At 72.4% G+C, this 13,812-nt stretch carries 15 protein-coding genes; 4 read left to right on the top strand and 11 right to left on the bottom strand.

Features of this window, described 5'->3' with window-relative positions; translation table 11 throughout:
* The first annotated feature begins 72 nt into the window (after positions 1-72).
* Positions 73-1,521, top strand: coding sequence for an MFS transporter (locus HD593_RS16460; protein ID WP_185102992.1), 1,449 nt, complete (start codon positions 73-75; stop codon positions 1,519-1,521).
* 4 nt (positions 1,522-1,525) lie between these two features.
* On the opposite strand, the gene HD593_RS16455 is transcribed toward HD593_RS16460, so the two are convergent.
* From HD593_RS16455 to HD593_RS16445, 3 genes are all read right to left on the bottom strand, one after another.
* A complete protein-coding gene (locus tag HD593_RS16455) occupies positions 1,526-1,957 on the bottom strand; it encodes a YybH family protein (protein WP_185102991.1) in 432 nt (143 codons plus the stop codon).
* 127 nt (positions 1,958-2,084) lie between these two features.
* The gene (locus HD593_RS16450; RefSeq protein ID WP_185102990.1) at positions 2,085-2,249 is read right to left on the bottom strand and encodes a hypothetical protein; all 165 of its coding nucleotides are present in this window, start codon (positions 2,247-2,249) and stop codon (positions 2,085-2,087) included.
* A gap of 100 nt (positions 2,250-2,349) precedes the next feature.
* Positions 2,350-2,685, bottom strand: a complete 336-nt coding sequence (locus HD593_RS16445; protein ID WP_185102989.1) for a hypothetical protein — start codon at positions 2,683-2,685, stop codon at positions 2,350-2,352.
* Between the two features lie 215 nt (positions 2,686-2,900).
* Between HD593_RS16445 and HD593_RS16440 the strand changes: the two genes are divergently transcribed.
* A complete protein-coding gene (locus HD593_RS16440) occupies positions 2,901-3,635 on the top strand; it encodes an AfsR/SARP family transcriptional regulator (protein ID WP_185102988.1) in 735 nt (244 codons plus the stop codon).
* A gap of 100 nt (positions 3,636-3,735) precedes the next feature.
* On the opposite strand, the gene HD593_RS16435 is transcribed toward HD593_RS16440, so the two are convergent.
* The 6 genes from HD593_RS16435 to HD593_RS16410 all read right to left on the bottom strand — a co-directional run bounded on the left by HD593_RS16435 (position 3,736) and on the right by HD593_RS16410 (position 8,563).
* Entirely contained in the window at positions 3,736-3,897 is a 162-nt protein-coding gene (locus HD593_RS16435; RefSeq protein WP_185102987.1) for a hypothetical protein, read from the bottom strand.
* Positions 3,870-5,753, bottom strand: coding sequence for an ABC transporter ATP-binding protein (locus HD593_RS16430; protein WP_185102986.1), 1,884 nt, complete (start codon positions 5,751-5,753; stop codon positions 3,870-3,872). Before HD593_RS16430 ends, HD593_RS16435 begins: the two co-directional genes overlap by 28 nt.
* Complete coding sequence (locus tag HD593_RS16425; protein WP_185102985.1) at positions 5,750-6,208, bottom strand: S26 family signal peptidase; 459 nt, start codon at positions 6,206-6,208, stop codon at positions 5,750-5,752. The genes HD593_RS16430 and HD593_RS16425 overlap by 4 nt, the downstream gene beginning before the upstream one ends.
* Positions 6,205-6,717, bottom strand: a complete 513-nt coding sequence (locus HD593_RS16420; protein WP_185102984.1) for a TlpA family protein disulfide reductase — start codon at positions 6,715-6,717, stop codon at positions 6,205-6,207. The genes HD593_RS16425 and HD593_RS16420 overlap by 4 nt, the downstream gene beginning before the upstream one ends.
* Entirely contained in the window at positions 6,717-7,232 is a 516-nt protein-coding gene (locus HD593_RS16415; RefSeq protein ID WP_185102983.1) for a MauE/DoxX family redox-associated membrane protein, read from the bottom strand. The genes HD593_RS16420 and HD593_RS16415 overlap by 1 nt, the downstream gene beginning before the upstream one ends.
* A gap of 155 nt (positions 7,233-7,387) precedes the next feature.
* Positions 7,388-8,563, bottom strand: a complete 1,176-nt coding sequence (locus HD593_RS16410; RefSeq protein ID WP_185102982.1) for an erythromycin esterase family protein — start codon at positions 8,561-8,563, stop codon at positions 7,388-7,390.
* 250 nt (positions 8,564-8,813) lie between these two features.
* Here HD593_RS16410 and HD593_RS61390 point away from each other — a divergent pair, with 250 nt between their 5' ends.
* Both HD593_RS61390 and HD593_RS16400 read left to right on the top strand, forming a co-directional pair.
* Positions 8,814-9,716, top strand: coding sequence for a CAP domain-containing protein (locus HD593_RS61390; protein ID WP_246546573.1), 903 nt, complete (start codon positions 8,814-8,816; stop codon positions 9,714-9,716).
* A 62-nt stretch (positions 9,717-9,778) separates the two neighbouring features.
* Positions 9,779-10,789 (top strand): serine hydrolase domain-containing protein, encoded by a 1,011-nt coding sequence (locus HD593_RS16400; RefSeq protein WP_185102981.1) that lies wholly within the window; start codon positions 9,779-9,781, stop codon positions 10,787-10,789.
* 117 nt (positions 10,790-10,906) lie between these two features.
* Here HD593_RS16400 and HD593_RS16395 read toward each other — a convergent pair whose 3' ends face one another.
* A complete protein-coding gene (locus tag HD593_RS16395) occupies positions 10,907-12,520 on the bottom strand; it encodes an N-acyl-D-amino-acid deacylase family protein (protein WP_185102980.1) in 1,614 nt (537 codons plus the stop codon).
* A 137-nt stretch (positions 12,521-12,657) separates the two neighbouring features.
* Positions 12,658-13,734 (bottom strand): TetR family transcriptional regulator, encoded by a 1,077-nt coding sequence (locus tag HD593_RS61385; protein ID WP_185102979.1) that lies wholly within the window; start codon positions 13,732-13,734, stop codon positions 12,658-12,660.
* Between the last annotated feature and the right edge of the window lie 78 nt (positions 13,735-13,812).

Here is a 13,812-nt window from a genome sequence, read left to right as displayed (position 1 = left end):
TTTAGAACGGAGTTCGGGGGGTTCCCACGTCCGCTGCATCACCGGGAGCACCGACCCGCGGAGGAGAAATTCATGGTGAAGGCCGTCGCCCGCGAACGCCGCAGACTTGGATCACCACCGCAAGGCGGCATCACCGCGACCGATCCCAACCCCTTCGGGTGGGGGCCGTTCGTCGTGCTGTTCATCGTGGGCATGGTCGATCGCATCGAGGCCAACCTGATGTCGGGCGTCCTGCCCCTGGTGCAGGCCGAATGGGGGTTCAGCGACACGGCGGCCGGGTCCATCCCGACCGCCGCCGCGCTGGCCGCCGCCGCGGTCGCGCTGCCCGCCGGTTACCTCGCCGACCGCTACAGCCGGACCAAGATCATCGCGATCGTGGTCCTCTGCTGGGCGCTGGCCACCCTCGGCTCGGGGCTGGCGGCCGGGTTCGCCGTCTTCTACCTCTTCCGGGTCCTGCTCGCCGCCGCCGAGAACATCGACAACCCCGCCGTGGGCAGCCTGCTCGCCGACTTCTACCCCGCCGCGACCCGCATGCAGGTGTACGGCTGGACCAGGATGACCACCTACCTCGGCGGCGTCGGCACCCTGCTGGGCGGCGTCATCGGCCAGGCCTTCGGCTGGCGGGCCGCCTTCCTGCTGATGGCGATCCCCGGAGCGCTGACCGCCATCCTCGTCTGGCGGCTGCGCGAGCCACAGCGCGGCCAGATCGACAGGATCATGGCCGCGGCCGGGCCTCCCCAGGCACCGCCATCCGGCGCGGACGCCGCCGTACCCCCCCAGGCACCGCCGCCCGGCGCGGAGGCCGCCGCATCCCGCCAGGCCCCGCCTCCCGTCGGCATGGAGGCGTCGAGGGGAGACGGGGCCGCGAAGCCGCCGTTCTGGCCGCAGGTCCGCCAGGTGCTGGCCACCCGCACCCTGGTCCGCGTCGCCCTCGGCGTGATGATCCTCACGCTGGGCCTCGGTGGCGTCTACTTCTGGCTGCCGTCCCTCATGGTCCGCGGCTTCGGCATGGAGACCGGCGTCGCCAGCAGCATCAGCGGCGGCGTCACCATCGTGGGCGTGCTCGGCGGCACCGTGCTCGGCTCCCACCTCGGCAAGCGGCTGCACGGCCGGGTCAGGGGCGGCCGGCTGCTCGTCGGCGGCGCCGGCATCACCGTCGGATCGTCCCTGCTCGGCGTCGCCCTGCTGATGAGCTCCCCCGTGGCGCTGGTGATCCTCCTGCTGCTCGCCGTCACGATCTCCGCCACCGCGATCCCCACCTGCACGGCCTGCATCGCCGACGTCGTGGGGGCCAGGTCGAGGGGCGTCGGCTTCGCCGTCCTGCAGTTCCTGCTGACGGTGGGTGCCGCGTTCGGCCCGCTCATCGTCGGCCTGACCTCCGACGCCACCGGCTCGCTCCTCGTCGCCATGTACGCGCTGATCGTGCCCATGGTGCTCGGCGGCCTGGTGGTGCTGACGTCGCGCGGCTCGTACGAGCGGGAGGCGGCCCGGGTGCTCGACGACGCCCGCGGCACCCTCTAGCGGCTCACGCCTCCGGCGGGAACCAGGCCTGCAGGTTCTCCGGGTTGAACGGCACCGAGATGTGCTCATGCGTGATCGACCACGTGCCGCCGCCCGAGCGCCGGCAGCACACGGTCGATCGGACCCAGATGGAGATCGGGAGGCCGTTCTTGCGGGTGCCGCTGTCCAGGTGAAGCATGTTCACGAACGCCACGTCCTCGTCCGTCGCGATCGTGAGGTCGTGGGTCTCCAGGCTGATGGGTCCGTCGTACTCGTCGAACCACCGCACGAAGTTGCGGCGGACCTCCTCCGTCCCCACGAACTGCAGAGGGGGGACGACGTCGTAGTAGACGATGCCGGGAGAGTAGAGGGACATGAGCCGGTCGATGTCCTTGTCCTGACATGCCTCGACCCGGGTGTCCAGGAGCGCCCTGATGTCGGAATCACTGGAAGTCATCGCATCCTCCGTTAGGGATCCGGGCGCGACCGGCTCACCTGGCCGCGCCGTCTGCGGTCTCGGTCATCCGACGGCGCAGCACGCGGAAATGTGAGGTCGCCCGGGATCCGCCCGGAGGCTCAGCCGGTCAGGGTGCTTCGTTGGTGTCGCGCGGGTGGCTCTGCTGCGGCGTCTCGGGCTCGGACGGCCGGGGCGCCTCGCTGGCGATCCGGTGTACCGGGTCGCGCCGGTTCTTGAGGTGCTCGGTGTCGTCCTGCCATTGGATGCTGCGGCGCCGGGGTGTGTCAGACATGGCTGCCACCGTAGCGGCGCGATCTTCAAGGCCCGGTCACGTACGCCCCCGCCTTCGGCCTCGCGGGACCGGAGGCGGGGAAGCGGCCGGAGCGGACGGGTCAGACCGAGTACCGGCAGATCAGGGCCTGGCTCGCGCCCTGCGCGTGGCCGAGGTAGGTGGCGGCGGGGTCGAAGTACGCGCAGGCGGCGGCGGGGCTGCCGGTGCCGGTGGAGGCCAGGCCCGACCCGCCCGTGCTCCAGCGGTAGCAGCCCAGGCTGCCGTTGTAGAAGCCGATCGTGGAGGAGGAGTTGACCTTGGCGGAGCAGTAGTCACCGAGCGAGACCGGGCCGTAGGTCACCTCCACGACCGCCGCCTGCGCGGTCGTGGAAGTGACGGCGAACGCGCCGAGGCAGGCGAGCACGGCGGCGAGCAGGGTGAGGACACGACGAACCACGGGGACCTCCGGACAGTGAGATGCCGAGTCGGCGAGGGGGCAGAGAGGGTCACGCGTGAGGGCTGCGCACCGCGGCACGCTGCGCTGATCGCAGTATTAAATAGGAAAGCTTCCTATGCAATAGCTTCCGGTGAGGGCCGGGCGCGGCGCTGCCATACCCGGAACATACTCGCCACGATCACAATGCCGATCGGAGGTGAACGATGTTCCGACTGTTGGGACACTTGGCGGTGGTCGACGGCGGGGGCCGCGCGATCAACGTCCGGGCCGCGAAGCAGCAGGCGATCCTCGCCGTGCTCATGCTGCGCCCGGGCGGAGTGGTCAGCGTGGATCGGCTGATGACGGAGCTCTGGCCGGACGAGCCGCCGGCCACGGCCAGAGCGAGTCTGCAGACCTACGTTTACCGCCTGCGGCGTACGCTGGCGCCGCTCTCCGTCCACGGTGTCGACCTGATCACCCTCGGGAACGGCTACACCCTGACCGTCCCGGATCGAGCGGTGGACATCAGGACGTTCGAGCGGCGCTTCACCCAGGGATCGCAGGCGCTGACCGCGGGCAGCCCGGCGGAGGCGGCCCGGCTGCTGCGGGAGGCGCTGGACCTGTGGCGCGGCCCGCTGGCGCCGGAGATCGACGTCGAGACCGTCCGCCGCGAGCGGCGGCGCCTGGACGTGCTGCACCTCACTGCGTCCGAACTCTGGGTGGCGGCCGGGCTGCAGCTCGGCCTGCACGACGGCGTCATCCCTGAGCTGGAGCGCCTCGTCGAGGCCCATCCGCTGCGCGAGTCCCTGTGGGAGCTGCTGCTGCGGGCCCTGGCCGCGCGGGGCCGCCGGGCCGAGGCGCTCGCCGCCTACCGGCGCATGCGGGACATCCTCAGCACGGAACTCGGCGTCGAGCCCGCCGACTACCTGCGCAGACGGCACCAGGACCTGCTCCGCGGCGCGTCGTTCTGACGCCGCCCGTCCACGAGGTACCCCCTGGCCGGCGCCTGGCCAGGGGGGCTCCCTTCACCTGTCTACGCGCACCGCTCCCGCCGGTAAGGCGTGCGGCACGTCATTCGCACAGGGTGATCGTCCGATGGGTGCAGTCGGAGTACGTGCACTTCATCTTGTAGCAGCCGGTGGCCGGGTCGTAGCTGATCTGCACGCACCTCGGGGTGCACGCGGCGTCGGCCTTGACCGTGGGGATCAACCGGTCGATGAGCTTGTCCAGCATTCTGTCTTCACCTCCCCTCTCTCCTCGGGTTCGGATGGCGCGGCCGTCCCGTGGTAGCCGCGGGCTTGGAGGCGGAAGAGGCGGGCATAGGCGCCGTCCACCGCCATGAGGTCGTCGTGGCCGCCCCGCTCGGCGACGACCCCGTCCTTCAGTACGACGATCAGGTCGGCGTCCCGCACCGTGTTCAGCCGGTGGGAGATGAGCAGGCTGGTCTGGCCCGCGCGGTGCTCGCGCATGCGGGCGTGCACGTCGGCCTCTGCTTCCGGGTCGAGCCCGGCGCTCGGCTCGTCGAGGATCATCAGGTCCCGGCCGTCGCGCAGGAACGCTCTGGCCAGGGCGGTTCGCTGCCACTGGCCGCCGGAGAGCACGACGCCCGTCGAGGGGTCCTCGCGGTCCTGCTCGCCGGCGAACATCCGGGTGAGCAGCGTGTCGTAGCCGCGGGGCAGGCCCGACAGCAGCTCGTCCACGCCCGCCCGCCGCGCGGCGGCGCGGATCCGGCCCAGGTCGCCGAGGGCGGCGGGGTCTCCCACGCCGATGTTGTCGCGGGCGGAGAAGTCGTAGGCCATGTGGTCCTGGAAGACGCCGCTGATCCGCTCCCGCAGCGCCTCCGGCCGGACGTCGCGCAGGTCGGTGCCGTCCCAGAGGATCTCTCCCCTGCTGGGGTCGTAGAACCGGCAGAGCAGCTTGACGAGCGTGCTCTTGCCCGCGCCGTTGAGGCCGACCAGCGCGACGGCGGCGCCGTACGGGATGAACAGGTCGACGCCGCGCAGGACCCAGGGGTGGTCGTCGCTGTAGCGGAACCACACGTCGCGCAGCTCGATCCCCCGGCGCAGCGGCGGCAGCGGCGCCGCGTCGGCCGGGACGGCGAGGTCGGGCTCGGCCCTGACCACCGCCACGTAGTGGCCGAAGAGCCGCAGGTTGTGGTGGGTCATCGCGATGCCGTTGACCAGGGTGTCGAGCGCGCCCTGGACCGCGACGACGGCGACGGTGAACATCGACACGTCCCCGACGGTGAGCGTGCCGGTCCGGGCGGCGGCGATGGCCCAGACGAGCCCGCCCCCGGCCACCACGGCGGACAGCAGGGCGAGCACGCCCTCCGCCGACAGCTCCCTGCGATCCATCCGCCGCTTGCTCGCCTGGGTCGCCGCCAGCTCGGTCATGAGGCGGCGGCGCAGGAACCCGCCGAGGTCGAAGAGCCTGATCTCCTTGGCCGCCTCGATCGTGCTGAGCAGGGTGCCGTAGAAGAGCTGCCGCCGCTCCGCGGGGCCTATCTCCCACATCATGGTCGTACGCCGGCGCGACAGCTTGAGCTGCGCGACGAGCGCCGGAACGGCGGCGCCCAGCACGATCAGCGCCATCGCCGGGCTGATCACCAGCACGGACCCGAGGAAGCCGATCGCGCTGACGGCGGAGCGGACCAGGCCGAACGCCTCGGTGACGAGGCCGTCGGCCCTGGACGTGCCCTCCTGGGCCAGGCGCAGCCGGTCCAGGAACCGCGGATCCTCGAACGGCCGCAGCCCGGGGAACCGGGCGGTGGCCGCGAAGAGCCGGTCCGTCGTGACGGCCACCATGGCGCGGCCGATCTGGCTGCCGAGGTAGCGCGAGCAGTGCGGCAGGATCGCGGCGGCGACGCCGGTGCCGGCCAGCCCGGCCGCGAGACCCAGCAGCCCGGCCAGGGACGCCGACCCGGTGAGGCCGTCGATGACCAGCTTGGTCAGCCAGGCCACCGCGACCGGCGCCGTGGCCGTGCCCAGCAGCGTGACCGCGTACCCGATCACGGGAACGGCGGCGCCGCTCCAGCCGATCGCCGCCGCCTCGCGCGCGGAGGCGGTCAGGCGCACCCCGTCAACGGTCATGCCACGACTCCGGCTTCCCGGCGGCGACGGCCATGCTGCGGCTCCAGCTTCCTGATGGTGACGGCGCGCAGGTCGCCGGCGTCGAAGAAGCCGTGCTCGCGGGAGTCGAAGCTGACCTCGGCGTTGTCGCCGATCAGCACGAACCTGCCGGCCGGGACGACGTCGTCGGCGACGACCTCCCGCACCACCGCCGGAACCGGATCGCCCGGCAGGGCGGCGACCCGCTTGACCAGGAACCTGCTCCCGTCCGGGCGGGGGCTCAGGACGACGGCGATCTGACCGTTCCGCAGCGCCGCCAGGTGCGTGCGCCGGGACAGCAGCCGGTCCCCGTGCGCCAGCGCCGGTGCCATGCTGTCGCCGCGGACCCGGACCACCAGGTACGTCGCGCGCAGCCGTACGGCCAGCAGCGCCAGCCCGGCGAGCCCGAACGCCGCCGCGAGGAACGCCCGCCTCACGGCGCCTCGACCTCGGCGGGCATGGCGTGGTCGGTGCCCGCGACCGTCCCACCTGCGTCGATCGTGATGATCGTGGGGAACGCGCCGACCTTGAACGCCCTCTGGACGGGCCCCTGGGGCGGCTCCGTGACGACCCGTGCCACCTGCGCGAGAGGTTCGAGGTAGGCGGTGGCGTCCTGGCCGGGGACGGCGGCGACCACGGCGAGCACGCCGTCCGACGTGCCGCGTGCCCGTTCCACGAAGAGCGGGAGCAGTTCCTTGCACGGCTGGCAGCCCGGGGAGAAGAAGCCGACCAGCGCGGGTGCGCCCAGGAGCTCCTCGGAGACCGGCTCCCCGTTCGTCGTCATGGCGGCGAACCGCGGGACACCCGCACCGGGCGCCAGCCCTTCCGCCAGCATCGGCCGCGGCCCGCTCTCCCTGCGCAGGCGGCGGATCAGCCCGATGGTCAGCAGCAGGTTCACCATGCCCAGCAGAGCGACCAGCACGACCGCGGTGACCAGGTACGCCATCACACCCTCCCCGTTCTGTCCAGGAACAAGCCGGCGATGTCGTCGAAGGCGATGAGGACGACCGCTCCCGCCAGCCCGGCCGGGATCGCCACCGCCAGCGCCCCCGCGCCCGGCGGGCCCCCGGGGAAGGCCAGCGCCGTCCCGCCCAGCGCCACGACCAGTAACAGCAGGGCGTTCCGCACCAGGTGCACCCCGCCGAGCGGGGCCGCGGACGGGCCGAAGCAGCGGCACGACACCCGCACCCCCTTCCGGACGGCGACGGCGATCACCAGGCTGAACGCGCCGAGCGTGATCCCGCCCAGGACCAGCCCGATCCGAGGGACCACCATGAGCGCCGCCGTCGCCGCCTCGCCGGCCGCGACCCCGGCGGCCGCCGGAAGGCGCAGCCGTTCCGGGACCACCACCAGGCTGGACGCGAACGCGCGCAGGTCGGCGCGGCTGCGCAGCTTGGTGAAGGCGGCGACGGCGAACACTGTCCCGAGCAGGACCTGGGAGGCGACGAGCAGGAGATCCACAATCCGGATATTTCATGACGCCGCTCGCCCGCCCGTCGCGCGCCACTAGCCCGCCCCTCGCGCGCCGCCAGCCCAGCCCGCCAACCCACGCCCGCCGACCCGGCCCGCCGACCAGCGGCGCCGGCGGGTCTGGTGGGCCGGTGGGGCGGGAACCGTCAGCCGAGCTTCTTCAGCCTGACGGCCCGGTCGAGGAAGACGATGCCGTCGATCAGGCCGAGGTGGGCAGCGTCCAGTGGGAAGTAGGCGAAATCACGGGAGACACGGGGTGCGGGCGCCGTGACGGCCCCGGCCAGGCCGCGGGGGTCGACGAGGGAACGGTCCCACGGAAGCTCGGACAGGGCGCCTTCGAGGGTGTCCGGAGAGGGGACGTCATCGCCGACCGTGCCGAACGCGGAGGCCAGGAAGGCGTACCCGTCGCCGAGGTGCGCCGCGGCGATCGCCCCCGCGCCCCACCATTCCAGCCGCTGGTCACCGAACGCCATGAGGCTCTTGTTCCGCTGCAGGTGGAGGTTGCTGCCGAAGACGAGGGCCGGGCCGTGACCGGCGACGGCACGCAGGTTGGCGGCCATCATCGCGTCCCGCAGGGCCGACAGCCTGGCCCACCGCGCCGGGGACGAGTCGGCCATCCAGTAGTGGTAGCGGAGCAGGCCGGTGGCGGTGCGCGCGTACAGTGCCGCCCGTTCCGCGTCCCGCGCGCCGAGCTGTGGCGCCTGCGTGTCGAGCAGCGCCGCCAGGTCGTCGGCGATCAGCCGCAGCCGCTGGGCCTCCTCGGACCGGCCGATCGACTGGGACGGATCCATGGCCGTGGCCTCGTTGGCCCACTGCTCGTCCTCGCCCAGCAGCGCATCGAGGGTTTCCCTGGTGACGACGGCGCCGGGGAGTGGGCCGTCGAGGAGGTCGTACAGGCCGGTGAGCGCCTGGCGCGGGCTCGCCGCCCAGTACTCCAGCGGGCCGTCGAACCCGAAGAACCGGAGCTGCTCGTCGTGCTCCTCGTTGTACGCCCGCATCCAGCGGACGAGCTCGCGGTTGGCGGGGAACGCGCCGAAGCCGTGGCTGAAGCCGCGTTCCATGACGTCGTCGAGGGTGCCCTCACCCGTCGTGACGTACTCGTCCACCACGAGGCCCAGGAGGCAGTCGCTCTCGATGGCGAACGCCCGGTAACCCTCGTGCTCGGCCAGGTGCCGGAAGAGCTCGTTGCGTGCCTCGCCCAGCTCGTCCACGAAGTGCCTGGCCTCGCCCAGGCCGAGCAGCAGCGGCTGCGCGGGCAGCGAGCGCAGGAAGGCCGAGACCCCTGCGCCGTCGAGCGGCCGGGCCGTGTCCTTGATGTCCATGCCTTCAACGGTATCGTTGAACTTTCGATGTAAACTTTGCCGCCGATCTCCTCGCTTTCGTCCCGATGGACCTTCAATCGCCGGGCCAACCGGCCCGCATCGTGGCAGCATCGGCCACGCTCAGTCCGCCGCTACGACGAGGACCTCCACACCCGGCCAGCCGTGCACCTATTTATCGCTCTATGGGCGAAATGTCCGTCTTCATGGCAAGATGCGGGAGGTCCAGCGTGTTCCATCCTGGAGGACTTCCATGCGTAAACCCCTTGGGCTGCTCGCCGCCGTGATCGGCCTCGCCGCCTGCGCCCCGTCCACCGGCGGCGCGCTGGGCGGCCCCTCCGCGACGTCGCCCGAGGTGACCGCGCCGCCGGCGGACACGACGCCGACCGGCGAGCCGACGCCCGAGCCGTCCCCCGAGTCGGACGACTGCCACGTCAGCGTGGGCAAGCCCGCCATCACCGCGCTGACCATCCAGGCCTCGGCCGCCCGCCGCGACTGCGAGCAGCCCGCACTGCTGCGCATCCGGCTCAAGCGCGCCGTGCCCGGCGAAGATCGGGTGGTCAAGAGCGGTTCGGCCAAGAAGGACCGCCTCACCCTGAAGATGGCCTGCGTGCCGGGCACCTACTACGCGGTCGCCACCGACTACCGGAACGGCACCGCCACCTCCAAGGCCGTCCGCCTGACCTGCGCCACCCCCACCCCCACGCCGACCCGCACCCCCGCCCCCGCTCCGTCGACGCGCGAGACGAAGGCGCCGGTGACGTCCGTCGGCACCTCACTGGAGAACCAGGTCGTCCGCCTGACCAACGCCGAACGCGCCAAGGGCGGCTGCGACCCGCTCAGCCACGACGCGAGGCTGCGCAGGGCGGCGGTCGGGCACTCGGCCGACATGGCCAAGAACGACTACTTCGACCACGACTCGCAGGACGGCCGCGACATGACCGACCGCATCCGCGCGACCGGCTTCTCCGGCTCGGCGTGGGCCGAGAACATCGCGATGGGGCAGCGGTCGGCGGCCCAGGTGGTCCGCGACTGGATGAACAGCGCGGGTCACCGGGAGAACATCATGAACTGCACCTACACCCACATCGGCGTGGGCGCGGTCAAGGACTCCAAGGGGCAGATCTACTGGACGCAGGACTTCGGCGCCCGCTGATCCCCGTTCCAGCGCGGCCTTCGGGTTGACAGGCCGAGCCGGCGTCAACCAACATTGACGCCGTGACCGGCCAGACCGCGCCCCTGGACGAGCTCGTCCGCCGTACCGCCGAGGAGCTGGCCGCCCGGCGGCGGGGTGCCGTCGCGGTCGGCGCGATCCGCGGCGAGGAGAGCGCGACGCACGGGGCGGACCCGCGCGCCCTGTTCGAGATCGGCTCGATCAGCAAGACGTTCACCGCGCTGACGCTGGCCAGGCTGGCCGGGCGCGGCGAGGTCGCCCTGGGCCAGCCCATGAGCGAACTGCTGCCGTCCGGCGCCGCCGTGCCGCAGCTCGACGGCAGGCAGATCGAGCTCGAACACCTCGCCTGCCACACCTCGGGCCTGCCGAGGCTGCCCAAGGGGCTGATGCCGCGGGGCCTGTTCTCCGCCGACCCCTACGCCGGCTGCACCGAGGAGATCCTGCTGAACGGGCTGGCACGCACGCGGCTGCGTTCCGTTCCGGGAAGCCGGTTCCGCTACTCCAACCTCGGCGCGGGACTCCTCGGCCTGGCCCTGGCGCGGCACGCCGGGCTGGACTACGACGAGCTGGTGCAGCGGGAGATCTGCCGCCCGCTCGGGCTGGAGGACACGCGGGTGGTGCTCGACGGCGAGCGCGCCGGGCGGCTGGCGCCCGGGCACTCCCGCTTCGGCCGGCCCCGCCCGGGCTGGCGGCTGGCCGCCCTGGCCGGGGCGGGCGGGCTGCACTCCACGGTGTCCGATCTGCTGCGGCTGGCCAAGGCCACGTTCGGGGACGGCCCGCGAGAGGTCACCGACGCCATCGCGCTGACCCGGGCCACCGGGCACCCCATCAGCAAGATCTCCACCGCCCATCCAGGGTGGCTGTCGATGGAGAGAGCGCAGGACAAGGGAGGGCCGCGGCTGTTGTTCCACAACGGCGGCACCGGCGGCTACCGCTCGCTGCTGGCCGTGATCCCCGAGCGGCGGGCCGCCGTCGTCGCCCTCAGCGCCGACGCCCGCTCGGTCGACGCGCCGGGGATGCGGCTGCTGTCCGACCTCGCCGGCCGCAGCGGGTAGCGGGAGAAGGCACCGGTCCGGGCGATCAGGTAGCGGGAGAAGGCACCGGTCCGGGCGATCAGGTAGCGGGAGAAGGTACTGGTCCGGGCGAGCGGGAGCCCGGAGGGCCGAGCCGCCTCAGCCACGCCCGTCCCGCGCCGGACGGCGCAGCACCATGCCCGGGCCGCCGCGCGGCGCGCCGCCCTCGAGGCGGAACCCGTCGCCGCCCGCCCGGCGGTCGACCACGACCACCCCGTTGACGAGCACGAAGTCGATGCCGGACGGCGCCGCGGGCGTGCCGAACGTCGCCCGCTCCCCCACGGTAGCCTCGTCGAACAGCACGACGTCGGCGCGCAGGCCGGCCCGCAGCACGCCCCGGTCCGCCAGCCCCATCAGCGAGGCGGGCAGGGAGGTCATCTTCATGAGCGCGGTCTCCAGCGGCAGCGCCCGCTTGTCGCGCACGTACTCGCCCAGCACCTTGGGGAAGGCGCCGTAGCTGCGGGGATGGCACGGAGCCAGCCACGGCTGGTTGAACCCGTCGGTGCAGACGGCCAGGTAGGGCAGGGAGAGGTAGCGGCGGACGGCGTCGTCGCTGGTGCTGAGGTCGCTGCCCATGACGGCGTCGGCCCGCTCGTCGGGCAGCATCTCCAGGATGAGCTCCGCGAGCGCCTCCGGCGTGAGGGTGAGGCCGCGCGCGGTCAGGATCGCCGCCAGCGTCGCCCCCTGCCACCGCTGCCCGGCCTCGTCGGTCCAGTCGAAGACCACGACCAGCTCGCCGTCCCCGCCGTGGTAGCGGGTGATGCGATCGACGATGCCGTCCTTGATCAGGCGGCGGCGGGCGGGGTCGCGCAGGTAGGTGCCGACCAGGGTCGGCCTGCCGGCCGCCAGGTGCTCGCCGGGGATGAAGATGGAGGGGTTCCAGCCGAAGAACCGGTACGGGTACTGGTCCCCGGCCACGTCGATGCCGTCCGCGCGGGCCGCCTCGATGGCGCCGATCACCGCGTCGGTCTTCCACCAGTTGCAGGCGCCGTCCGTCTTGAGGTGGGAGAGCTGGACGCGCGCGCCCGAGTCGCGGCCGATCCTGATGCCCTCCTCGACGGCGGCGAGCAGGTGGTCGCCCTCGCTGCGCATGTGGCTGGCGTAGAAGCCGCCGTGCTCGGCCACGACCCTGGCGCAGGCGATCAGCTCCGCCGTGCGGGAGGACAGTCCGGGGATGTACTCGAGCCCGGTCGACATGCCGAACGCGCCGTCCGCCATCGCCTTGGCGAGCACGGCCCGCATGGCCTCGATCTGCGCGTCGGAGAGCTCTTCGAGGCCGGCCGGGATCCCGCAGGCGTCGCGTACGTATCCGTGCCCGGCGAGGGTGCCGAAATTGACCGCGGGAGGCCGCGCGTCGAGCCGGGCGAGGAGCTCGCCGGGCGCCATCTCCGCCATTCCGCAGTTGCCGGCCAGAACCGTGGTTATCCCCTGCATGAGGTAATTCTTGAAAAGCAGGTGTGCCGGGTCGCGGAAAAGGTCGAGATCGGTGTGCGTGTGAATGTCGACGAATCCGGGGCACGCGACGCGCCCGCCCGCCTCGATCACGTCGGTGCCGGGGCCGATCAGCCCGGCCACCTCGTTCCTGGCTCCGACGTGGCTGATCCTGCCGCCGGTGATCGCCAGCGCCGCCGCGTGCGGCAGCTCCGGGTCCATGGTGAGCACCGAGGCGTCGAGCACGACGACGTCCGCCGCGCCGCGGCGTGAATCAGGCATGCGAGTTCCGTTCCGTGTCCTCCGGGTAATTGCAGGATTGTCGGCACGGCGGCGTGGCGGTGTCAAGGAAAGTAATGCGCCGCGCGTGAAGTCGTATTCGTCGGCGGGAAAATGACGGCTGGGCCAAGTACGGCGATTCAGCGCGGGCCGGGTTCGAGCAGCGCGGCCGGCACCCCGAGCTGCTCGGCCGTGAAGCGGGCGAGCAGCCGCCGTGCCGTCTCCCCGGACATGTCGCTGTAGCCGAGGGTGTTGCGCACGGCCAGGCTCTCGGCGATGGCGACGTAGCGCTCGCACACCTCGGTGAGCGGCGCGACGGGCGTGAACGTGCCGTCCCGCACGCCCGCGGTGAACACGCCGAGCACCGCGTCGGCCCACCTGCGCGACATGCGGACGCACTCGTCGAGGAAGGCCGAGTGGCGCCTGACCCGCGCCCACACCTCCAGCCACAGCAGGTACTCCTCGAAGGTTCCCTGATCACCGGGGATGCTGAGCTCCAGCAGGTGGCGAAGCTGGCCGACGGCGCTCACGTTCTCGCCGAGCAGGCGCTGCAGGGTCACGTGCAGCTGGTCGCCCGCCCAGCGGAAGGCCGACAGCAGCGCCTCGTCCTTGCTCCTGAAGTAATAGTGGATGCTGGCGTTCGACACCCCGGCCTCGCGGGCGATGTCGGCGATGCGGGTCGCCTCGATGCCACGCTCGGCCATGAGCCGGCACGCGGCGATCCGGATGCGGTCCTCCGGGCTGCCCGGGTCCGGGGCCCGTTCCGGCCGGGTGTGGCCCTGCTCCTGCCACAGGCCCGCCAGCCGGCGCAGCAGCCCGGCGTCGTCGCCGCCCGCCTGGAGCACCTCGTCGATGCGCCGCGTCATCCGCCAGGCGCGCCGGTAGTCGACGCCCAGCGCCCCCGCCACCCGGTTCGGGCGGGCCCTGCCCGGGGAGTCCAGCACGATCACGACGGCGTCGAGCCAGGCCGCGATCGGCACGGGAGAGCCGGCGAACGGCGTGGTCGAGGCGGGGTAGACGTGCGCGCCGCAGCTGTCGCACGCGTACGCGCGCCGCCGCGAGACCCGGTGGAACGAGCGGTGCGCCGCGCACCGGCGGCAGAACGGCGCCCGGCCGCCGGGGGCGTGCACGGCGTTCCAGAGCAGGGCCAGCGCCGCGTCCTCCCTCGCGGCGTCCGGGGACGGTGGGACGGTACTTGCTTCTACAGGTATTTTCACTCTTCCGGCTCTCCGCAAATACAAGGTATTACGTTTCTTGACAAGCCATTATGGTGAATGAAATTGTTTGCCGCATCA

The organism is Nonomuraea rubra (genome assembly GCF_014207985.1).
GTDB classification, from domain to species: Bacteria; Actinomycetota; Actinomycetes; order Streptosporangiales; family Streptosporangiaceae; genus Nonomuraea; species Nonomuraea rubra.
Note: the sequence above shows the minus strand (reverse complement) of the source record. Positions and strands in the feature narration are given on the sequence as shown.